Here is a 19,362-nt window from a genome sequence, read left to right as displayed (position 1 = left end):
TTGCTTTAGCCTGCCCCATTCACTAGTCAAATAAAAAACGCCCCAACAATTTTGGGACGCTTGACTACATATGTGAATTCAGACTGTGACATAAAACAAGAACAATGCATGATTTATATCAAACGAGTGTGAATTGACGTAGTCAAGCCATTTACGGTAGCTTGGTAGAAACTTGCGGGCCATATCCCCGCGATTATACGACTTCTATCTATTTGATTTCTGTGTCTATTGTACCAACTTCATTTTTAAAACACAATACGAAAAGCGAACATTTTTCAAAGAAATGTCCGCTTCATTCGTCTTATTACACGAATTTGGAAATTCACATCTAGTTCTTTATACACCCTTCCCCAAATCCTTCTCTTTTGCAAAAACCGCTTCGGCTACATGGAAAAACTCTTTCACTGCCGGCGAAGCTTGAGAGAGCGAAGGACAGGCGAGCGCAACCTCACGATGATGAGAGACATTCAGCTGGCGAATATGCACAAGCTGCTGCGTTTTTAAAAACAACTCAGGGCCTATTGTGACGCCAAGTCCTTCCCCGACCATACGGGCAATGGTCGTACAATCATGAACTTCAAATAAAACAGCTGGCTTCATTTGCGCCTCTGAAAAAATGTCCTCTACATGTGATTGATACATGCCAGTCGGCATAATAAATGGTTCATCTGCCAAATCTGTTATATCTACAATGGGCTGCTGTTCATATCGATGATTTGGGTGATAGGCGACGACCATCTCATCTTTCATAAGCGGCCGTAAATCAAAGGCTTCATCCGCATGACCTTTTACAACAAATCCAACATCAATGATGCCAGAATCCAGCCACTCCAATATTTCTTCATACGTTCCCTCATAAAATTTAAATTCAATTTTTGGATGTTTTTTCTGATAGCTCACAAGCAGTTTAGGCAATAAACAAGCAGAGGCACTGGCAAATGTGCCGATACGAATCATACCTGTTTCAATATTTTTCGTTAACGCAATTTCTTGCTGGATTTTCTCCACTCTATTTAACACTTCTCTAATATGCGGGAGAAGCGTTTGACCAATGTCCGTCAGCATAATACCCTTTTTTCGGTCACGAATGAATAAAGACACACCCCACTCTGACTCTAAATTCGCCACTGCATGACTCACAGCTGACTGCGTCATATTTAATGCTTCAGCTGCTGCTGTAAAACTGCCAAGCTCCACAACTTTTGCGATAATATCAAAGCGAACAAAGCTCATGAGTATTTACTCATCTCCTTCATGAAAAACATCAATTTTACTTATGTTAGCACGGAATTTAAACTAAAGACAACGTATCAACATGAAGGAAGGGTTCAAAATGAAAAACACATCTCATCAGCTATTGATCATTCTTTTAGCTGTCGGTTCATTTGTCACAGGCACGTCAGAATTCGTCGTGTCAGGCATTCTAGATATCATTGCTGTTGATTTACACATCTCCATTCCTGCTGCCGGACAGCTCATCACCGTCTATTCTCTTTTTTATGCAGTGGGCGCTCTCTTTTTAGTCATGGCAACGTCGAAGCTGAACCGAAAAAAGGTTTTGTTATCAGCTATTTTTGTGTTTATTTTAGGCAATATGCTCGCCTTTTTCAGCCATCATTTTGTGCTGCTCCTGCTATCTCGTGTCATCATGGCCATGAGCGGCGGTTTATATATTGTCGTCGCCACGAATTATGCAGCGCAGATCGCCCCGCCAGAAAAAAAGGGAAGTGCAATGGCAACTGTCATCACTGGATTCACCGTTTCACTCGTACTTGGTGTGCCTATTGGGACATTTCTATCAGGTCATGTGGATTGGCACTATATTTTTCTCATCATTGCACTAGGTACTGCTTGTCTCTTCTTGCTTCTTTATCAATTGCTGCCACGCATAGAGGGACATTCACATCTGCCATTAAAGCAGCAATTACACATTCTTCAAGACCGCAGAGTGATCAGCGGCTTAGCCACGACGGTCTTTTGGATCTTAGGCTACACGATGGTCTTTGCTTATATCTCTCCTTTATTACGACAGACCGCCGGCTTTTCAATTGAAATGACAAGCATGGCCTTGCTCGTCTTAGGCATTTCTGCTTTTATTGGCTCACGCTTTGGCGGCTTCGCCGTCGATCAATGGGGACCAAACCGAACCATTTCGATCAGCATCATGATCCAGATGTTCGCTCTCTTTGCCTTATTCTTTACGCAATTCTCAACAATTAGCGTCTTGATCACACTCGCCATTTGGGGCATCGCCACATGGACAACAACACCAGCAAAGCAATTTTATCTGATCTCCCTTAAACCCCAAGCATCAGAAACCGTGCTAAGCTTTAATACAGCGATTATGAACATCGGCATGATGCTTGGATCGTCAATGGGCGGTGTGATTATACAGTATACAAATGTCACGAACTTAAGCTGGATTGGCGGATTAGCTAGTTTTGTGGCGTTGATGTTGATTCGGTATTCTTTTTATTTACACGAACGTGCCCAACGAAAGACACCGGAAAACCCATAGAAAACATTTCAATTTTTGGTATGATGGAAGAAACTGAGTTAAAAAGGAGTTTTTTACTTGTTTCTATTCGAAGAACCCACGTGTACTAGCTGTCAGAAAAAGATAGAAGGAAACGAAGAAGTGTACGTCAAGCTGGTCTATCCAAAGAGACGAGGAATGACAGAGGTAAAGGCTTGGCTCAGGAATGAAGGGGTTTTTTATTGTAAGACATGTTATGGAAAAGAAACATAAAAACAAGCATTTCAATTGAAATGCTTGTTTTTACTTTCTACTTTTTTATTTCCGCTTACTACGAAGTTCAATGAGTGCTAGTTTATTGTCATTGAAAAAGAACTCCAGAATGATACCGTTTGATTGATCTTGATATTGTATACCTTTGCTATACCCTTCGACAAACCAGAGCTTCTTGAATTGATCTCCATATGTTTGTAGCACAGATGAATAATCGTCTCCAATAGTGATTCCCTTAGATGTTTTGAGTTTTTTCTGTTTTGACTGATTGTAAATAGATGTAACTCGATGATGTTAATCAACTGATACTACAAAATCTTGATTTTCTTTTTCCATATAGACCCTCTGTTTAGGATGGGAGAATTGAGTATTCTCCACAAAAGTATGATCTCTCTCAAATTTTTCACCAATCTTAAAATGACCTAGCGATTCATTTGTTAAAGATACAGAGTGAAAATTAAAAAACATAGCCACCCAAACAAATAGTGCGGTTCCTCCTAAAACAGAACCTACAATCACTAACACTTTAGAATGGATGATTCCCTTTTTAAACAAATAGATCGCTAAAGATACGATGATCATCACGATGACGATCATAATTAGAAAAATACCCATTTCAATTATCCTCTTTTGCTTTTAATCGAATTCTGTTTGTGAATTATCCCCGCAATCACATTCTCACATATTATACCAAAGCATTACACAAAATCGACCAGTACAGGTATAATTTAAATAAAATTGCACGAGGAGAAAAATATGTATAGACATAAACTGATATTCCCGCAATCATTTCCAACCATACATACCGAAAGACTAATCTTAAAACAAGCAACAATCGAAGACGCTGAGGATATGCACATCTACTTATCCAATGAAACCGTGTGCCGCTACATGGGCATTGATGCTCATGAAACGATTGAAGACACAAAAGGAGAAATCAAGTGGTATCACGACATCTTCAAAGAACAAACAGGCATCCGCTGGGGCATTTCTCTAAAAGATGATCCTGCGATCATCGGCAGCTGCGGCTTTCTCAATCTAGAAAAACAGCACTGCCGCACGGAAATCGGCTATGAATTACACCACGATCATTGGAGAAAAGGCATCATGAGCGAAGCAATTGCTGCGGTGTTACGATATGGGTTTCAGGAAATGTATCTGAATCGGATTGAAGCGATTATTGATCCAGCAAATACGTCCTCTGTTCAATTATTGGAGAATGTTGATTTTGTTCGAGAGGGTTTATTAAGGGAGTATGATCTTGGTCAGAATGGGTTTGATGATGTGTTTATTTATTCGATTTTGAAGAGGGATTTCAAATAAACTGAATGATTTTTAAACAGAAGCGTTAAAGTGAATGAATTAAAATTGCACAATTACCCAGTAAGAAACCTCTAGTCAAGTTTATGACTAGAGTTTCTTTGCATGGTAACCCTTCTAATTTACTTACAATTCCAGCAATATTCAACACCCTTTCTATAATTATAGTATCAGTAATAGTAAAAATTTTTGAACAAAATGCAGATCCACACTTAAGTAATTACACTATTTCACTTACTTTTCTTTTCTAAGTACAAGATTCAAATAAAAATAGCCTATTCTTTAATCTGTTTTAGTTGGAATAATTCATATTCCAAAAAAAGAGCTTTTGTCCATTTGCAATTTCACTGATTAATTTAGATTTTTCATTTTCAAAATCTATTTTAGTGACATTATTTTTACGTTTACTTGTTTCGCTTTCAATTTTGGAGAACGTTGGACATGTGGAGTTGGAGTGAGGTTACAACAAGTAATGAATAAACTCATTGTGTTATCAGGTCATAGTTGGCAGTGGCAAAACATTTTTAATCAAAAAATCATAGATAATTATTAAGTAAACGAGTCAAGAAGAAGAACTGGCATATTTACAGTAGTACACGCATGGGAAATTTTAAATATATAAGGATATATTACCTTAAATAACATTTACATCAAAATAAATATAGGTTAATATATTCTTGTATTTCGTAAAAAGGGAAGGGAGGTATATTCTGTATTAATTCTAAATACTGCATGTGAGAAGGAAGCTTGAATGAAAAAGTCAAAAGCCTTATTACTATTTGTTTCGTGCCTAGTGATTCTTGCAATTGTATTATGTTGGGGACTATCTGGCGATGTTTCTGAGGATAATAGTAAATCATACAAGACAGAGAAGGAAAAAGACCTGCTATGGGGATATAAAGTTATAGGTCATGAAAAACCTAATAATCATAAGAATTATGTCAAAATTGCTATCCTTGATAGCGGTATTAATAAGTCACATAAAGAGTTTAAAGATTTAACTTTTTATGAGTACAATGCTATTAAACCAAAAAAATCTATCGAAGATGATTATGGTCATGGTACAGCAATTGCCGGAATAATCGCTGCAACTGGTGAAGAAATAAAAGGTATTTCACAGAATCCCATTATTTATGATGTCAAGGTACTAAATAAAAATGGCAAAGGAAAAGTTGAAGATGTTGTCAAAGGGATTAAATGGTGTATTGAGCAAAAGGTAGACATAATTAATATAAGTTTCGGATTTGGAAAAGACTACGATGAATTACGAAATGTTATAAAAATTGCTTTAGATAACAATATAACAATTACAGCTGCTTCTGGAAATACATTAGGTCTAACTGTTGAATACCCTGCAAAATATGAAGGCGTCTTATCGATATCCTCACTTAACGAAAAACTAAAAATTGATCCAATTTCAGCAAAAGGAAAAATTGACTTTTCTGCGCCTGGAGTAAATATTAAAACAACTGATATACACGGAGGATATACAAAGGTAAAAGGTACATCCTTTGCAACTGCGTTTGCAACAGGTGCTATAGGCTGTTTGTATTCTAAAAAATACAAATCTAAAGAGAATGTTCATCAAACACTCAAGAAAAATACAGTTGATCTTGGAAAGCTAGGTTATGACAGAGAGTATGGCAATGGGATGATTATTTGTAACAAGGGAGAGAATTAGATTGAAAAAGGTTTTAATAAAAATTCTTGTGTTAACATTGTTTTTGTGTGGAGTTGTTCCTGAATTTGCAAGTGCAAAATCAGGCGAAATTGATTCTGATGCTTTAAGAATAGAAGAGAATGCTAGTAAAGAATATGAAGTGAATGTTGAAAAAGAATTGGGGATAGAGCTAGAACAAGATATGTTAATGGAAGTTAAGGAAAGCCTAGATGAAGTTAATATATCTACTCAGCTTGAAGCTGAGAGTATGAATGTCCAAACTGACATGAAAATTAATCATGAGACAGGTGAAATCACAGTTGATGGTATTACAGAGTTAGAAAATGGGGAAAAAGAAACTAACAAATTCAACGTGTTAATTGAAGAGATTGAAGGAAATGATTTTACAGCAACCTTTGTGGATGATGAAACAGGAAAAGAGTATAAAGTTAGCACCATAGAAGCTCAGTCATCAATTGTTCCAGCAATAATAGTTGGAATTGTTTCTAGGTTTGGTATTCAATATGCTATTAAAAAATACGGAAAGAAGCTAATAATAAAAACTTTTAAAAAACAGGTAATTAAACAAGGTATAAAAAAAGTTTCTAAGTTTTCTGTTAGCAACAAACATCTTAGTAATGCAAAAGGTAGATACAGAAAATTTGATACCAAAAGCAAGAGCACAGTAAATAAATGGATAAAAGAAGCTTTACAATCTAAAAATGTTTCGTTTACTATAAACAATAATAAAAAACTATCCTTTGTCATCACTGCAAATCTGAAAAAGAAAATCGGAACAAAAGGTGAGACAAAAATAAAAATAGTTATAGGTTGGGATGGTAAAATATGGACAGCTTATCCAATCAAGTAGAATTTGATTATATGTTCACATCTGATGAGAAAGATATTCCAAAGAACATGAAGAAAGATCCATCAACAGCTCTAAGAGTAGAGGGAGAGTTTAAAATAGTTATAAATGGCGAAGTATATTTTGAAGAAAATATCGCCTTATTAGAATTTTATGCATCTTTGCACGACTGGATTAAAAAGATAAAGAAAAAAAACAAAGTTACAGAGTATAGATATTACACAATGGAGTATGAGGAAGACGACCCCATTATTTCAGTAATACCATTTGATAATAAGGCTCGACTCACCACTATTTGGGAAACTCAACAGTTATATAATGTATTCGATCTTAATTATATAATTGAACAAATGAAGGTATTACATGAAAACCTTGGACGTGACATTGAACAACATTATAAAATTTCACTAAAAAACTTTATTGGAAATATCCCATTAAGAAAATATTGAATAGAGAAAGGAACTCCTGGTTAGGGGTTCTTTTCAATGTTTTAGTAGGATGTTTTTAGAGGAGGTGTATTTTTGATTTTATATTTCTTAGCTGGTTTTATAGGAATCATAATAGTCACAATTATGCTAGGTATTGAAATCGAAGGATATACATTTTTGACAAGTTTTATTTTAAAGATGTTTGGGATGTCTATATTTGTAGGATCGATATGGCTAATAAATCAAAACAGAGAAGAATGCCCAAAAATAGCAATAAAAATGAAGAATGAAAGCTCATTGTAAAATTCGTCGTTACAAATATCTTTTATACCTATATCTCGAATTGCAAGCGGTCTTCCATCATTAATTACAAAAACCTTTATTTGATTTATTTTAGATAACTCATTAAAAGCATCATCTCTTGAACTGAAATTATGATAAAAATATCTCTTCCTTATTACTATTATCTATAAAAAAAGATTGTTCTATTAATCTTACATGGTAAATATCCCAAACTGTATTTAAAATGGGCTCAACAGTTTTTTTAGAGTACCCTCCAAATATTCTTATCAACACCACTTATATCGGACATTGAGCGTTCCATTAATGCAGTAGTAATATTATAATTGAATTGATTATTTTTAAAAAAATTTAGATAATCGAGAAATTCATTCTTCTGAATATTTTGTCTATAATCATTTAATAACCTGTTTAAATACGTCAAAATATTCAAATCAAAATGTACAACTTTACCAACTTTTATTTTCGGTAATCCCCTCCAATATAATTACTATCAAGAATCCACATTTTTGTATAGTCAGGAGAAATATTTTATAACCGTTAATTTCCCTATTTTTAAAACTTTCATTAATATTTGAATATTTTTATATGATCTGATTTATTAAAAAATTTTTCGAATATGATATTCTTTTCAATTGTATTATCTGCTTTAATTATGAGATCAATAATAATTTTAAGTTGTTCATTCATTGTATCCCCTTCACATCTGATTTTCCTTCAATATCCCTCAACCTACATTTATCTAATTAAATATTTTTTGCAGTTCTGCTGAAACTGTAATTAATCAAAGTGATAGCACCGATACCAATTGTTTAGTCGTATATTCTGGCGTCATCCATGGCACCTTTGTTGTGGATTTCTGGGAGAACCTCAAAATATTGTCAGATGTCTCACTCAAAGCCTAAGATGGAAATTTCTTCGAGTAGAATTAAATCTTATTCCCGGATGATTTCTAGATTTTCTTCAGAAACTCCACCCAGTACACGGATACCCAGTCCTGAACCTAGGACTATAAGGTCCATTCTATAATTGCAACACAGCACAAAAAGTCAAGTTTCCTAAAGAGCATTTCCGCTATACTAAACTCGTAAGGCAAGGAGGTGCTCGGTTGTCCTATCAAGAACATGAGAAAACGATTCAAGAAACATTGAATTATATTGAACAGCATCTGAAAGATGATTTACCGCTTCAAACTCTAGCGAAACACGCTGGTTATTCTAGGTTTCACTTTCACCGTATGTTCAAAAAAGTGATTAAGAAGTCAGTTGTTGACTATATACGGGAACGTCGAATGACCCAAGCGGCGAAGGATTTAATTCATACGGACCAGAGGGCGATTGATATCGCATTGCAGTATCGTTTTGGTTCACAGGAATCCTTCACTAGAGCCTTTAAGAAGATATATGACATGTCACCCGCACGTTATCGGAGATTACTAAGGAATGTCATTGATAAGGAGGAAACGAATATGGCTGCAAATAAGAACACACCTACTGGCTGGATTATGACGGGAGAAACACCATCTGATTATGAAACAGGTTTGGATGACAGAATTGTACACAGTGGTACTACCTCAGCTTACCTGAAATCAAAGGATGAAAAAGCACGAGGATTCGCGACCTTAATGCAGCAAATTAAGTCTGATCGTTACCGAGGAGATCGCCTTCAATTTTCTGCTTTTGTCAAAAGCGAAGATGTGAAAGGTTCAGCTGGTTTATGGATGAGGATTGACCATTCTTCAGGTGAAGTTCTTGCGTTTGACAACATGATGAACCGCCCCATTACAGGAACAAACGGCTGGAATCATTTTAGTGTAGTATTGGATGTTCCAGTCAAAAGTGAAGTCATTGCGTTTGGCATATTACTACATGGACAAGGTCACATTTGGATGGACGAACTTAGTTTTAAAATTGTAGATGAAAGTGTGCCAGTGACAGAACAAAATACTGTGGATCATTTAGAGGATGAACCAGTGAATTTAAATTTTGAAGGCTAGCAGACTGAATTTAAGAGGAGGTTCATTGCCATGAAAAAAATTGGTGCGATTTTATTGTTCGCTATGAATTCACTCACCTTTATTTGTGGCCTTGGATTTTTATTTGGTGAAGAGGATTAAAGATAAGCACCCATAGAACAAAAAAAATCAATTAAAAAAGATATCCCTATCACTATCTCTTTTTTGTAGACTTGGTATAATAGAAAAAATCAGAAAAATGAGAATGCGATGATAAGGAATAGTACTTGCCGAAATGTTTTCAGAAAGTTGCTGGTTGATGAGAAGCAACAACAAAATGGCAGGGAACTCACCTTAGAGTAGCCTTAGTGAAATGAAAAGTATCAATGTAGTTAAGGACGGCCCCCCCACCGTTATATGGGAAGGATATCAGATCAAACAATCTGTATCCGAATAAGGGCATGATAATGTATGGTTATCATGAAACAGGGGTGGTACCGCGTAAGCAGAAGTCTTTCGTCTCCAAGGTAAATATTGGAGATGATAGGCTTTTTTTATATTCTATTTTCTAGGAGGAATCGATGATGTTTAACCACAAAAAATACGAAAAGAAATACTTTTTGCCACCGAACCTTACGTATGATTGGGTGAAGAAAGAAACATTAGAAAGTGCTCCGATATGGTGCAGTGTGGACTTGCGGGATGGTAATCAAGCATTACCTATTCCTATGAACTTAGAAGAAAAATTGGAAATGTTTCAGTTATTAGTAGAGATAGGTTTTAAAGAAATTGAGATCGCATTTCCAGCTGCTTCTGATACGGAATTTAGGCTATTACGGACACTGATTGATCATCATATGATTCCAGACGATGTCACGATTATGGTGATCACACAAGCGAGAGAGCATATTATCCGCCGAACCTTCGAAGCCATTAAGGGAGTACCGAAAGCGATTGTTCATTTATATAATTCGACTTCAGAAGCGCAGCGCAGACAGGTATTTAAGAAAACAAAAGATGAAATTAAACAAATTGCCATTGATGGAGCTATTTTAGTAAAAGAACTTGCCGAAAAAACAAATAGTGATATTTATTTTCAATATAGTCCAGAAAGCTTTCCAGGAACAGAAGTTGATTATGCGTTAGATATTTGTAATAGTGTTTTAGATATTTGGAAACCGACACCAACTCATAAAGCAATCATCAATATTCCGACAACAGTTGAATATTCAATGCCTCATATCTTTGCAAGTCAGATTGAGTATATACACAAAAATCTGTCTTACCGAGACAGTGTGACATTATCTGTTCATCCTCATAATGACCGCGGCTCTGGGGTGAGTGATGCAGAATTTGGTGTTCTGGCTGGCGCAGAAAGAGTCGAAGGTACATTATTTGGTATCGGTGAACGTACAGGGAACGTAGACTTGATTACCTTGGCGATGAATATGTATTCACAAGGTTATGATCCAAAATTGAATTTCAATAACCTAGAAGCTATTCGTAAAAAATATGAAAAACTAACAAAAATCACTGTTCCTGAGAGGCAGCCCTATTCTGGGGAGATGGTTTTCACCGCATTCTCTGGTTCACATCAAGATGCGATATCTAAAGGTATGAAATATAGAAAAGAAAATAAAGTTGATAAATGGGACGTTCCGTATATCCCAGTAGATCCAGTTGACTTGGGGAGGAATTATCAAACGGATGTGATTCGAATCAACAGCCAGTCTGGAAAAGGCGGCATAGGCTATATACTAGAAACAAATTATGGCATTCAACTTCCTTATCAAATGAATGAAGCCATGGGATATGCAGCGAAGAAAGTATCTGATCAGACAAGTAGGGAATTGTCTGTCGAAGAAATATATCATGTTTTTAAAGAACAGTATGTTGATTTTCACCCTCATTTCCAGCTGCTTGATTATCAATTTCATAAAGGAGAAAAGCAGGAAGTTACCTTAACTTTGCTGAGAGATCATCAACGAATTGAAATACAAGGAACTGGCACTGGAAGTTTAGATGCAATCAGTAATGCGTTAAAAGCATATTTTCATCTCGAATATGTTTTAGAAGTCTATGAACAGAATTCTTTGGGCAAGGATTCTCAAGCAAAAGCCTGTGCACAAATTGGAATTTCATATCAAGGAAACATGCATTGGGGTGCTGGAATTGATAAAGATATTATAGAAGCAACAGTGAAGGCCCTGGTGGTTGCAGTAAATAAACTAGAGGTTTGGATGTAGATGGAAAAAGATAAACTTGAAAAACATGAAGTGATGCAATATTTAAGAGAATATAACGAGCAAGAAATCTTTTATCAACAATACCAACAGAAAAAGCATGACAATCAATCATTGCAATTATTTTTGAAGGATTATGATAAATACAATTTAATGCATAAGCAAATATATTTAGAAGAATTTTTGCAAAATGGGCAGAACGAATTTGAAAAGGAAGATACCATGTGGTTAGGTCAGGAGAAAGATATCGAAGTGAGAAAGTATAGCCGTTTTATGCCTCAATTGTCGGCTATCCATGATTTCTTTGAGATGATCTATGTTCTGGAAAATGAGATGTGTTTAGAAGTGGAAGACAAAAAAATGACTTTAAAATCAGGAGATATTGCCTTTATTCCACCTGACACCCTACACAAGCCAATTGTAATGGAGAATACAATCGCCATGCAAATCATGATCCGTAAGAGTACTTTTCAAAAAGTGTTTTTTAAAATGTTAAAAGGAAATAATGTCATTTCGGAATTCTTTTTGAATGCATTGTATATAAAAGAAAATAAAAATATTCTTATTTTCCATAGTCACTTGGATAAACATTTGCTAGACTGCTCTCTTCAACTATTTACAGAAAATTATAATCAGTTTCCTAGTTACCAGTTGATTATGAATAATTTGTTTGAGATATTATTATGTCTTTTATTAAGATTCAAACCAAGTCATATGAACGTAAATCAGGTCAAACAATATCGTGATATACGTATTATTGAAATGCTCCAATATATTCAGCAATGTTGTGAGCATATAACCATCCAGGAGATGGCAGAGGAATTTAACCTTTCACAATCTTATCTGTCAAAATATATAGCTCGTAAGCTTGGCAAATCATTTCGTGAGATTCGACAAGAAATAAGATTGGAAAAAGCCTGCGAAATTCTCACTGGCAGCAATTCACAAGTAGATCATATTGCGGCAGCCGTTGGTTATCAAAATGTAGAGCATTTCATTCGTTTATTTAAGAGAAAGTATCACCTAACACCACATCAATATCGTTTAAATAATAGATAATGACTCTATTGTATTAATACTTGGAGAGATTGTACTTTAAAAGTACAATTTTAAAAACGAGAAAAATTCAAATCAATACAAATAAAAAGGAGAAATCCTCATGTCCATCAAACAAGTAAAAGATTATTTTAAACAATATGATATGGATACTCGAATTCAAGAATTTTCAGTATCTAGTGCAACCGTAGACTTGGCTGCTTCTGCATTGGGCTGCGAACCTGAAAGAATCGCAAAAACACTATCCTTTCTAGTAAATGGACAAGCTATTTTAATTGTGACCTCTGGCGATGCAAAAGTTGATAACAAAAAATTCAAGGAATATTTTAAAACAAAAGCTAAAATGCTTTCTCCTCATGAGGTCGTTGACTTGGTCGGTCATGAAATTGGCGGAGTATGTCCTTTTGCTATAAAGAATGGCGTTTCTGTTTATTTAGATATTTCACTCAAACGTTTTGAGACAGTCTATCCAGCCTGCGGGAGCAGTAACAGTGCGATTGAACTCACAATAAAACAATTAGAAAAATACTCCGGTTATTCACAATGGATTGATGTGTGTAAGGGATGGAATGATTCATTAACACATGAAGACGGAAGGGAAAAGTGCAGCTAAAAATAAAAAAGAGCTAGAAACCCTTGATACGCAAAGGTTTTTAGCTCTTTTACAATTATTCCCACTCAATCGTAGCAGGCGGCTTACTCGTAATATCATACACCACACGGTTAATATGCTTCACTTCATTCACGATACGAGTTGAGATCTTTTCTAGCACGTCCCAAGGGATTCTTGCCCAGTCACTCGTCATACCATCAATAGATGTAACAGCACGGATACCGATTGTGTAGTCGTATGTTCTTGCGTCACCCATAACACCTACGCTGCGGATGTCTGGGAGAACGGTGAAGTATTGCCAGATGTCGCGCTCAAGGCCGAAGTTGGCAATTTCTTCGCGTAGAATCGCATCCGATTCACGGACGATTTCTAGTTTTTCTTCAGAAATTTCACCTAGTACACGGATACCTAGTCCTGGACCTGGGAATGGCTGTCTCCAGACAATGTCATCAGGAATGCCAAGCTCTGAACCTAGGGCACGGACTTCATCCTTGAATAGCGTATTGAGTGGCTCAATCAATTCGAACTGCATGTCTTCTGGAAGACCGCCTACGTTGTGGTGAGATTTGATTGTTTGTGCCGTTGCTGTTCCGCTCTCAATGATGTCTGTGTAAAGAGTTCCTTGTGCTAAGTAGTCGATTCCTTTTAGCTTGTCCGCTTCGTCATCGAATACATAGATGAATTCGTTACCGATGATTTTACGTTTTTGCTCAGGATCAGACACACCTTTTAGCTTGTTTAAGAAACGATCTTTTGCATCTACTTTAATCACGTTCATGTTGAAACCTTCGCTAAATGTTTTCATAACCCCTTCTGCTTCGCCTTTGCGAAGAAGACCATGGTCAACGAAAATACATGTCAGCTGATCGCCGATGGCTTTGTGGATCAATACTGCCACAACAGATGAATCCACCCCGCCGCTTAGTGCGCACAATACTTGCTTGTCGCCTACTGTTTCACGGATTTTCTGCATTTCGATTTCAATAAAGTTCTCCATTGACCATTTGCCATCACAATCACACACGCCGAAGACAAAGTTTTTCAATAGGTCATTTCCGTACTCAGAGTGACGAACCTCTGGGTGGAATTGAACGCCATAGAAATTCTTCTCAGCTAAGCTCATGGCTGAGTTTGGACAATGTGCACTTGTTGCATCGACTGTAAAGCCTTCTGGTACTTCAACAACGAGGTCACCATGGCTCATCCAAACGACTTGATCAGTTGGAAGGTCTTTGAATAAAGCAGGTGTTCCGTTAATATGGATATCTGCTTTTCCATATTCACGCTGGCTGGCCGCTTCTACTTTCCCGCCTAAATAGTGAGTCATGAGCTGCATGCCGTAGCAAATGCCTAGAACCGGAATGTCTAGATCAAAGATCTTTTCATCACAGCGGAAAGATCCTTCATCATAAACACTGTTTGGTCCACCAGAAAGGATGATTCCTTTAGGTGCCATTTCTTTAATTTCTTCAGCAGTTAAAGTGTGCGGATGAAGCTCACTGTACACACCAAATTCACGAATACGGCGTGTGATCAGCTGATTGTACTGACTGCCGAAATCGAGAACCAAAATCATTTCATTTACTAAATTTGTCATGGTGTCACCTCTATGTCCAATATAGTTTTTTATAAACGCACAGAAAAAATGAGAGGAGAAAACCTGCTCTCAGTGTGAATCACGCTTTTGAAGCGCCCAGACTCACATCCGAACGCTTCAATTTCATGTATTTTAGAAGGTTTTAATATTCACCTATTCTAACAACAGGAAGGTACGCGGTCAAGACTATCTCCTGTTTATTAAATTTTCCCATAACTTTGCCGATTGCTGCCAAAGCGCCGACGCATCCTCTCGCCGGTAGAGCGCACGTTCATAAAGCTGCGTCAGCTCTGACATATGATGGTCTCCATCCTTCTCATCAATCAACGAAGCGAATTCTCTTAGCGTCATACCTGGCTTTTTCTCGATTCCTCTGCGCCCCAGCTGCTTTAATAGAGCTGCATACGCATAGAAGAATGCTTCATCCTCTGGCAGACGTTTCACCTTTCTTACAATAAAGAATGGCAGCCATCTTGTTCTGAATCGATAAAGCATCCAGCTGATGAATCCTAGCAGGACAATAGCTCCTGCCGCATAACCTACAACCCAACCAACATGCACCATATTTGGCTTTGCCTGCGCTGTTTGTTCCTTTGGTTGTGCCGGCTGCTCTGTCTCCTGCTGCTGCGGCTTGTCTTGCTGCTGATCTTCACTTGCATCAGAACTAGACTGATCTTCTTCTTCCTTTTGATCATCCGTTTGATCGCTTGAAACGGCTTCATTCGTAAATGTCTCTGGGTTTGTAAATCCTTTTGTCGGTTCAAAGGTGACCCAACCTCTATTTGGAAAATAAACCTCTACCCATGAATGCGCATTGTTATTGGTCACTTCATACACATTGTTTCCATCCATTTGTGTTTCATATAACTGGCCAGACGTATACCCTTTCACCCATCTCGCCGGAATCCCGATCGATCGAAGCATCACAATCATAGAGGTTGAAAAATTATCACAATAGCCGATCATCGTATCAAATAAAAATTGATCCACATAATCTTCATTACGACCAGGCACAGCGACATTTTGCGTTTCATATGAAAACTTCGCAGATCCTAAATAATCCTCGATTGCTTTGGCTTTATCATACATATTGTCCTTCGTTTCCGTTAAGCTGTTTGCCAAAGTTTTCACACGCTCTGGGAGTGAGGATGGAAGCTGCAAGTATTCACGGCCAACCTGCTGATTCACCTGCTTCTTTGTCGGTACTTTGATTCTCTGTAAATCCTCCAGGATAAATGTAGGGGATAAAAAGCTGACTTGATAGTTCCCTAAATTTTTAGGTGGGTTTTGCATAGACGGGACAATTTTCTCCGTTTTGCCCATGATTTGCAGCGGAATATTTTCCATTGGCGTCAGTGTAATCGTACCAATCGGATAGACGGCATGATTAAATCGATAGTTCGATTCCATATCGACTCTCGTTTCATGTACCTCTGTTTTCACTCGCTCAGTAAACCACCGATTCGGCACAGTGTCGTCCTTTAACCGAGTAGACTTCGTATCATTTGAAGCATCCTCCCAGCCCTTTCCTGTGTAAATACTTTTTGTTTCTACACGAAAGTAAGACGGCTCCTTTCCGCTCCATTTAAAGACAGGTGTGCGGTCCTCACTAAATGGTCCGCCTAGCGCCGAATCATCTGCACTATATCCCACTTTATTCTGCCCGGCTGTCCCATCTTGATTCGTCACTGCCTTAAAAAACGGGACAGGATCAGGCCATTTCGGATCAGACTTTGGCAAAGAAGCGCCGAGTGATGCTGATAGAAGGACAAACGCCAGCATGGGCAAAAACCACTTTAGACGTGCTTTCTGTGACACCCGAACGCCCTCAGCCGAACGCAGTCGATCGAAATACAGCAATCCAAGCAAACAAAAGCCAAATACCATAATACGAACGATCGCAAAGGTCGCATCATATGGCGTAAACGTATCAAGAATCGTGACATATACAATCGTCATCAGTAAAAAGAAAAAGATACGCTGCTGATAGACCACCCAATAATGAAGCAAATAGACAAGCAGCCACAGCAAAATATAAAACAACAATGTGCGGAAAGACGGATACATGTCACTCCACATGCCCATGCTCATTAACATGATATTATCCTTGATATCAGCAAACAAAGCAGCCGGATAGCCTGGCGCTGATTGATAAAAGATCAAATATAAGGCGAGCAAAATCAGTCCAGCACAAATAGGAAACGTCACATACCACTTCAGACGAAAGAACGTAAACAAACACGTAAGCCCGATAAAAATGATGAAATAAGACGTATGGCTCGTCTCTGTAAAATCTTGAAGTGGACGAAGCCACTCCCATAGCAGCAGAAAAGCTACAGCATAATAGATGAACAATTCAAAACGGCTTTGCCGCAGATGCGTATGCAGCATAAATGTTTGTCACCTCACAGTTCTTTCGTGCAGCCGGTCTTCAAATAAAAGGGTGATGCGTATTCCAGAGGCCTTGAGCCGGTCTACAAGCTGTTTTTCTTTTGTCGTCAAATGGTCAACGGCTTTCTTCACTAAAAGCACGGTGATGTTCTTTCTGTTTCGATTTCCAAAAAGACTTGTCGCAAGCTCCTCCTGCAGCTGACCCGTGACGACATATTTTCCTGAGTGCTGGTACTCACTCGCTGCTAACGGTTTATATTCTAGTGCGCGGGAAGGCTGATGCTGCACCCTTGTTAAATAATAAAGCATGTCCTGTAAATGAAGTTCTCCTTGATCGACTCGAAAGGCATGCTGATCTCCTAGAGGGACAAGACCTGACGGCACGCCTTTTTTCACAGCCGTTTGAAGAACAGATGCTGTAATAGAGACGACTGTTTCAAAAACAGCTTGATCAGTAAAATCAGCAAACACGACAAGGTCCTTTGCTTGATTCTGTTCAAATTCCTTCGTCATCAGCTGGCCTCTTCTGGCCGTTGTCTTCCAGTCCACCCAAGCAAAACGGTCTCCTTGCTGATATTCCCGTACGCCTGTTGTTACATGGGCCGGTTCATTTAACCACGAGTGAACCGCTTTGCCTCCATTTTCACTCACTGACTCAGCAGGCTCCACCGGGATATCCAGCACTTTGGGGTAGACAAGCAGCTTCTTCTCTAACGGAATGATGATTTCTTTTTCAACAAACCCAAACATATCACCCGTTTTAATTCGAACGGCTGTCAAATGATGCTCTCCCCGTATGACATCATTCAATTGATAGGAAAATCGCCAAGTTTTCCGAAACCAAGGAAAGAGCATTTGCTTCATTTCAATCTGTTCCTGTAAGTGAAAGGTGTCTGGCGGAGCATCCTCTATCATGACGTAAACGTACGGAAATGGATGTGTCCGCTTGATCTCAAGGTCAACGGACAGCACATCTCCCGCCTTCAAGCGGGTTTGCTGTAATGTCCTCTTGGCCGTCGCGCGCAGCGGAACGAGTGCAAACAGCAAAGCATACAAAGCATATGGTAAAAATGCATAAAAAAGGAACCAGCTCACAAACCCTCCCTGAAACATGGCATAACAAAAGGCTGCCGCAGTGAGAATGATGAGCATCATCACCCTTAACCATAATGAAATTGCTACACGATGACGTGACTTCATTGAGTCATCGACTTTTGAACTGGCACGCCAATTTGCTCAAGCATTTGTCGCAGCAGTGTCTCCGCCTTCTTCCCTTCATATGTCGCTTCTGATGTCAAAATCATACGATGCGGTAATGTATAAGGCGCCAAATACTGTACATCATCAGGAATCACATAATCACGCTGATTCAAAAGCGCATACGCCTGTGCCGCTTTCATCAGGGCGATCGATCCCCTTGGACTTACACCTAGATAAATAGATGGATGTTTACGCGTCGCTTGAGCAATTTCAACAATATATTCTTTAATGGATGCATCCACATGAATGGTCTGAACAGCCTGCTGCAACGCATGGATATGATCCTTTGTCATGACAGCTTGGAGCGTATCAATCGGGGATTGCTTCTCCTGCAAGTTGAGCACCTCCAGCTCCTCGAGCATGGTCGGATATCCCATCTGCAGCTTGAATAAAAACCGGTCCATTTGCGCTTCTGGCAGCGGATACGTCCCTTCATATTCCACTGGGTTTTGTGTCGCCATGACGAAAAAAGGATCCGCAAGCGGCATCGTTTCTCCGTCCACTGTGACACTGCCTTCCTCCATCGCTTCAAGCAATGCTGATTGTGTTTTAGGAGAGGTCCGGTTGATCTCATCAGCCAAAATAATCTGCCCCATGATCGGCCCTTGCCTAAATTCAAATTCATTTGTCTTTTTATTGTAAATCGACACGCCTGTTACGTCTGAAGGCAAAAGGTCAGGAGTGAATTGGATTCTCTTAAACTCACAGCCAATGGATTTTGCCAAAGCACGAACCATCATCGTCTTCCCTACACCAGGCACATCCTCTAGCAGCACATGCCCCTTCGCCAAAATCGCAACAAGGCTTAATATCGCAATATCTTTTTTCCCAACCATGACTTTATTGATGTTATCTACGATTTTTTGTAAATCTGAATGCATCGGTTCATCAAATGCCATCCTGATCCTCCTATCACGTTTCTG

General features: G+C 38.3%; 17 protein-coding genes, 1 pseudogene, 1 riboswitch and 1 other annotated feature. Of the genes and pseudogenes, 11 read left to right on the top strand and 7 right to left on the bottom strand.

The genetic code is table 11. From position 1 onward, the window contains the following. Positions 1–119: 119 nt before the first annotated feature. Positions 120–221: riboswitch (purine riboswitch) on the bottom strand. Positions 222–336: 115 nt separating this feature from the next. Further along, positions 337–1,233, bottom strand: a complete 897-nt coding sequence (locus NSS80_RS03245) for a LysR family transcriptional regulator (protein ID WP_317222165.1) — start codon at positions 1,231–1,233, stop codon at positions 337–339. Positions 1,234–1,333: 100 nt separating this feature from the next. On the opposite strand from NSS80_RS03245, the gene NSS80_RS03240 reads away from it, so the two are divergent. Beyond that, on the top strand, positions 1,334–2,518 hold the full coding sequence (locus NSS80_RS03240) for an MFS transporter (protein ID WP_342498411.1): 1,185 nt from the start codon (positions 1,334–1,336) through the stop codon (positions 2,516–2,518). Between the two features lie 57 nt (positions 2,519–2,575). Then, positions 2,576–2,749 carry a hypothetical protein gene (locus NSS80_RS03235; protein WP_061418171.1) on the top strand — a complete coding sequence of 58 codons (174 nt, stop codon included), beginning with the start codon at positions 2,576–2,578 and terminating at the stop codon, positions 2,747–2,749. 294 nt (positions 2,750–3,043) lie between these two features. Here NSS80_RS03235 and NSS80_RS03230 read toward each other — a convergent pair whose 3' ends face one another. After that, on the bottom strand, positions 3,044–3,364 hold the full coding sequence (locus NSS80_RS03230; protein WP_342498410.1) for a hypothetical protein: 321 nt from the start codon (positions 3,362–3,364) through the stop codon (positions 3,044–3,046). A gap of 141 nt (positions 3,365–3,505) precedes the next feature. On the opposite strand from NSS80_RS03230, the gene NSS80_RS03225 reads away from it, so the two are divergent. The 5 genes from NSS80_RS03225 (at position 3,506) to NSS80_RS03205 (ending at position 7,328) form a co-directional block, all read left to right on the top strand. Further along, positions 3,506–4,072 carry a GNAT family N-acetyltransferase gene (locus NSS80_RS03225; RefSeq protein ID WP_029707591.1) on the top strand — a complete coding sequence of 189 codons (567 nt, stop codon included), beginning with the start codon at positions 3,506–3,508 and terminating at the stop codon, positions 4,070–4,072. A gap of 748 nt (positions 4,073–4,820) precedes the next feature. After that, on the top strand, positions 4,821–5,750 hold the full coding sequence (locus NSS80_RS03220) for a S8 family serine peptidase (protein ID WP_024424495.1): 930 nt from the start codon (positions 4,821–4,823) through the stop codon (positions 5,748–5,750). Position 5,751: 1 nt separating this feature from the next. Further along, positions 5,752–6,600 (top strand): SAR2788 family putative toxin, encoded by an 849-nt coding sequence (locus NSS80_RS03215; RefSeq protein ID WP_024424494.1) that lies wholly within the window; start codon positions 5,752–5,754, stop codon positions 6,598–6,600. Continuing rightward, the gene (locus tag NSS80_RS03210) at positions 6,576–7,046 is read left to right on the top strand and encodes a hypothetical protein (protein WP_024424493.1); all 471 of its coding nucleotides are present in this window, start codon (positions 6,576–6,578) and stop codon (positions 7,044–7,046) included. Before NSS80_RS03215 ends, NSS80_RS03210 begins: the two co-directional genes overlap by 25 nt. Before the next feature lie 72 nt (positions 7,047–7,118). After that, positions 7,119–7,328: a hypothetical protein gene (locus tag NSS80_RS03205; protein ID WP_342498409.1), complete on the top strand. Its 210-nt coding sequence runs from the start codon at positions 7,119–7,121 to the stop codon at positions 7,326–7,328. A gap of 812 nt (positions 7,329–8,140) precedes the next feature. On the opposite strand, the pseudogene NSS80_RS03200 reads toward NSS80_RS03205, so the two are convergent. After that, a pseudogene (locus NSS80_RS03200) lies at positions 8,141–8,329 on the bottom strand (GMP synthase (glutamine-hydrolyzing)); the annotation flags it as partial. Between the two features lie 104 nt (positions 8,330–8,433). Here NSS80_RS03200 and NSS80_RS03195 point away from each other — a divergent pair. From NSS80_RS03195 to NSS80_RS03180, 4 genes are all read left to right on the top strand, one after another. Next, positions 8,434–9,321 carry a helix-turn-helix domain-containing protein gene (locus NSS80_RS03195; RefSeq protein WP_317222167.1) on the top strand — a complete coding sequence of 296 codons (888 nt, stop codon included), beginning with the start codon at positions 8,434–8,436 and terminating at the stop codon, positions 9,319–9,321. 219 nt (positions 9,322–9,540) lie between these two features. Continuing rightward, positions 9,541–9,806: a binding site (T-box leader), on the top strand. Between the two features lie 57 nt (positions 9,807–9,863). Next, positions 9,864–11,525 (top strand): 2-isopropylmalate synthase, encoded by a 1,662-nt coding sequence (locus NSS80_RS03190; protein WP_317222168.1) that lies wholly within the window; start codon positions 9,864–9,866, stop codon positions 11,523–11,525. Continuing rightward, positions 11,526–12,581 (top strand): AraC family transcriptional regulator, encoded by a 1,056-nt coding sequence (locus NSS80_RS03185; protein WP_317222169.1) that lies wholly within the window; start codon positions 11,526–11,528, stop codon positions 12,579–12,581. A 100-nt stretch (positions 12,582–12,681) separates the two neighbouring features. After that, on the top strand, positions 12,682–13,191 hold the full coding sequence (locus tag NSS80_RS03180; RefSeq protein ID WP_317222170.1) for a YbaK/EbsC family protein: 510 nt from the start codon (positions 12,682–12,684) through the stop codon (positions 13,189–13,191). 55 nt (positions 13,192–13,246) lie between these two features. Here NSS80_RS03180 and guaA read toward each other — a convergent pair whose 3' ends face one another. The 4 genes from guaA to NSS80_RS03160 form a co-directional block, all read right to left on the bottom strand. After that, complete coding sequence (gene guaA, locus NSS80_RS03175; protein WP_024424487.1) at positions 13,247–14,788, bottom strand: glutamine-hydrolyzing GMP synthase; 1,542 nt, start codon at positions 14,786–14,788, stop codon at positions 13,247–13,249. Positions 14,789–14,974: 186 nt separating this feature from the next. Then, the gene (locus NSS80_RS03170; RefSeq protein ID WP_081124045.1) at positions 14,975–17,179 is read right to left on the bottom strand and encodes a transglutaminaseTgpA domain-containing protein; all 2,205 of its coding nucleotides are present in this window, start codon (positions 17,177–17,179) and stop codon (positions 14,975–14,977) included. Between the two features lie 9 nt (positions 17,180–17,188). Further along, positions 17,189–18,379 (bottom strand): DUF58 domain-containing protein, encoded by a 1,191-nt coding sequence (locus NSS80_RS03165; RefSeq protein ID WP_041116031.1) that lies wholly within the window; start codon positions 18,377–18,379, stop codon positions 17,189–17,191. Continuing rightward, positions 18,376–19,338: a MoxR family ATPase gene (locus NSS80_RS03160; RefSeq protein WP_041116029.1), complete on the bottom strand. Its 963-nt coding sequence runs from the start codon at positions 19,336–19,338 to the stop codon at positions 18,376–18,378. Before NSS80_RS03160 ends, NSS80_RS03165 begins: the two co-directional genes overlap by 4 nt. Positions 19,339–19,362 lie beyond the last annotated feature (24 nt).

Origin of the sequence: Bacillus sp. FSL M8-0350, assembly GCF_038593345.1 — a bacterium.
GTDB classification, from domain to species: Bacteria; Bacillota; Bacilli; order Bacillales; family Bacillaceae; genus Bacillus; species Bacillus safensis.
Note: the sequence above shows the minus strand (reverse complement) of the source record. Positions and strands in the feature narration are given on the sequence as shown.

Bases quoted from the DNA above. Each gene is read 5' to 3' on its own strand.
- NSS80_RS03165 (WP_041116031.1), bottom strand. From the start codon at position 18,379: ATGAAGTCACGTCATCGTGTAGCAATTTCATTATGGTTAAGGGTGATG.
- NSS80_RS03220 (WP_024424495.1), top strand. From the start codon at position 4,821: ATGAAAAAGTCAAAAGCCTTATTACTATTTGTTTCGTGCCTAGTGATT.
- NSS80_RS03170 (WP_081124045.1), bottom strand. From the start codon at position 17,179: ATGCTGCATACGCATCTGCGGCAAAGCCGTTTTGAATTGTTCATCTAT.
- NSS80_RS03160 (WP_041116029.1), bottom strand. From the start codon at position 19,338: ATGGCATTTGATGAACCGATGCATTCAGATTTACAAAAAATCGTAGAT.
- NSS80_RS03240 (WP_342498411.1), top strand. From the start codon at position 1,334: ATGAAAAACACATCTCATCAGCTATTGATCATTCTTTTAGCTGTCGGT.
- NSS80_RS03245 (WP_317222165.1), bottom strand. From the start codon at position 1,233: ATGAGCTTTGTTCGCTTTGATATTATCGCAAAAGTTGTGGAGCTTGGC.
- NSS80_RS03190 (WP_317222168.1), top strand. From the start codon at position 9,864: ATGTTTAACCACAAAAAATACGAAAAGAAATACTTTTTGCCACCGAAC.
- NSS80_RS03210 (WP_024424493.1), top strand. From the start codon at position 6,576: ATGGACAGCTTATCCAATCAAGTAGAATTTGATTATATGTTCACATCT.
- NSS80_RS03225 (WP_029707591.1), top strand. From the start codon at position 3,506: ATGTATAGACATAAACTGATATTCCCGCAATCATTTCCAACCATACAT.
- NSS80_RS03185 (WP_317222169.1), top strand. From the start codon at position 11,526: ATGGAAAAAGATAAACTTGAAAAACATGAAGTGATGCAATATTTAAGA.
- NSS80_RS03180 (WP_317222170.1), top strand. From the start codon at position 12,682: ATGTCCATCAAACAAGTAAAAGATTATTTTAAACAATATGATATGGAT.
- guaA (WP_024424487.1), bottom strand. From the start codon at position 14,788: ATGACAAATTTAGTAAATGAAATGATTTTGGTTCTCGATTTCGGCAGT.
- NSS80_RS03230 (WP_342498410.1), bottom strand. From the start codon at position 3,364: ATGGGTATTTTTCTAATTATGATCGTCATCGTGATGATCATCGTATCT.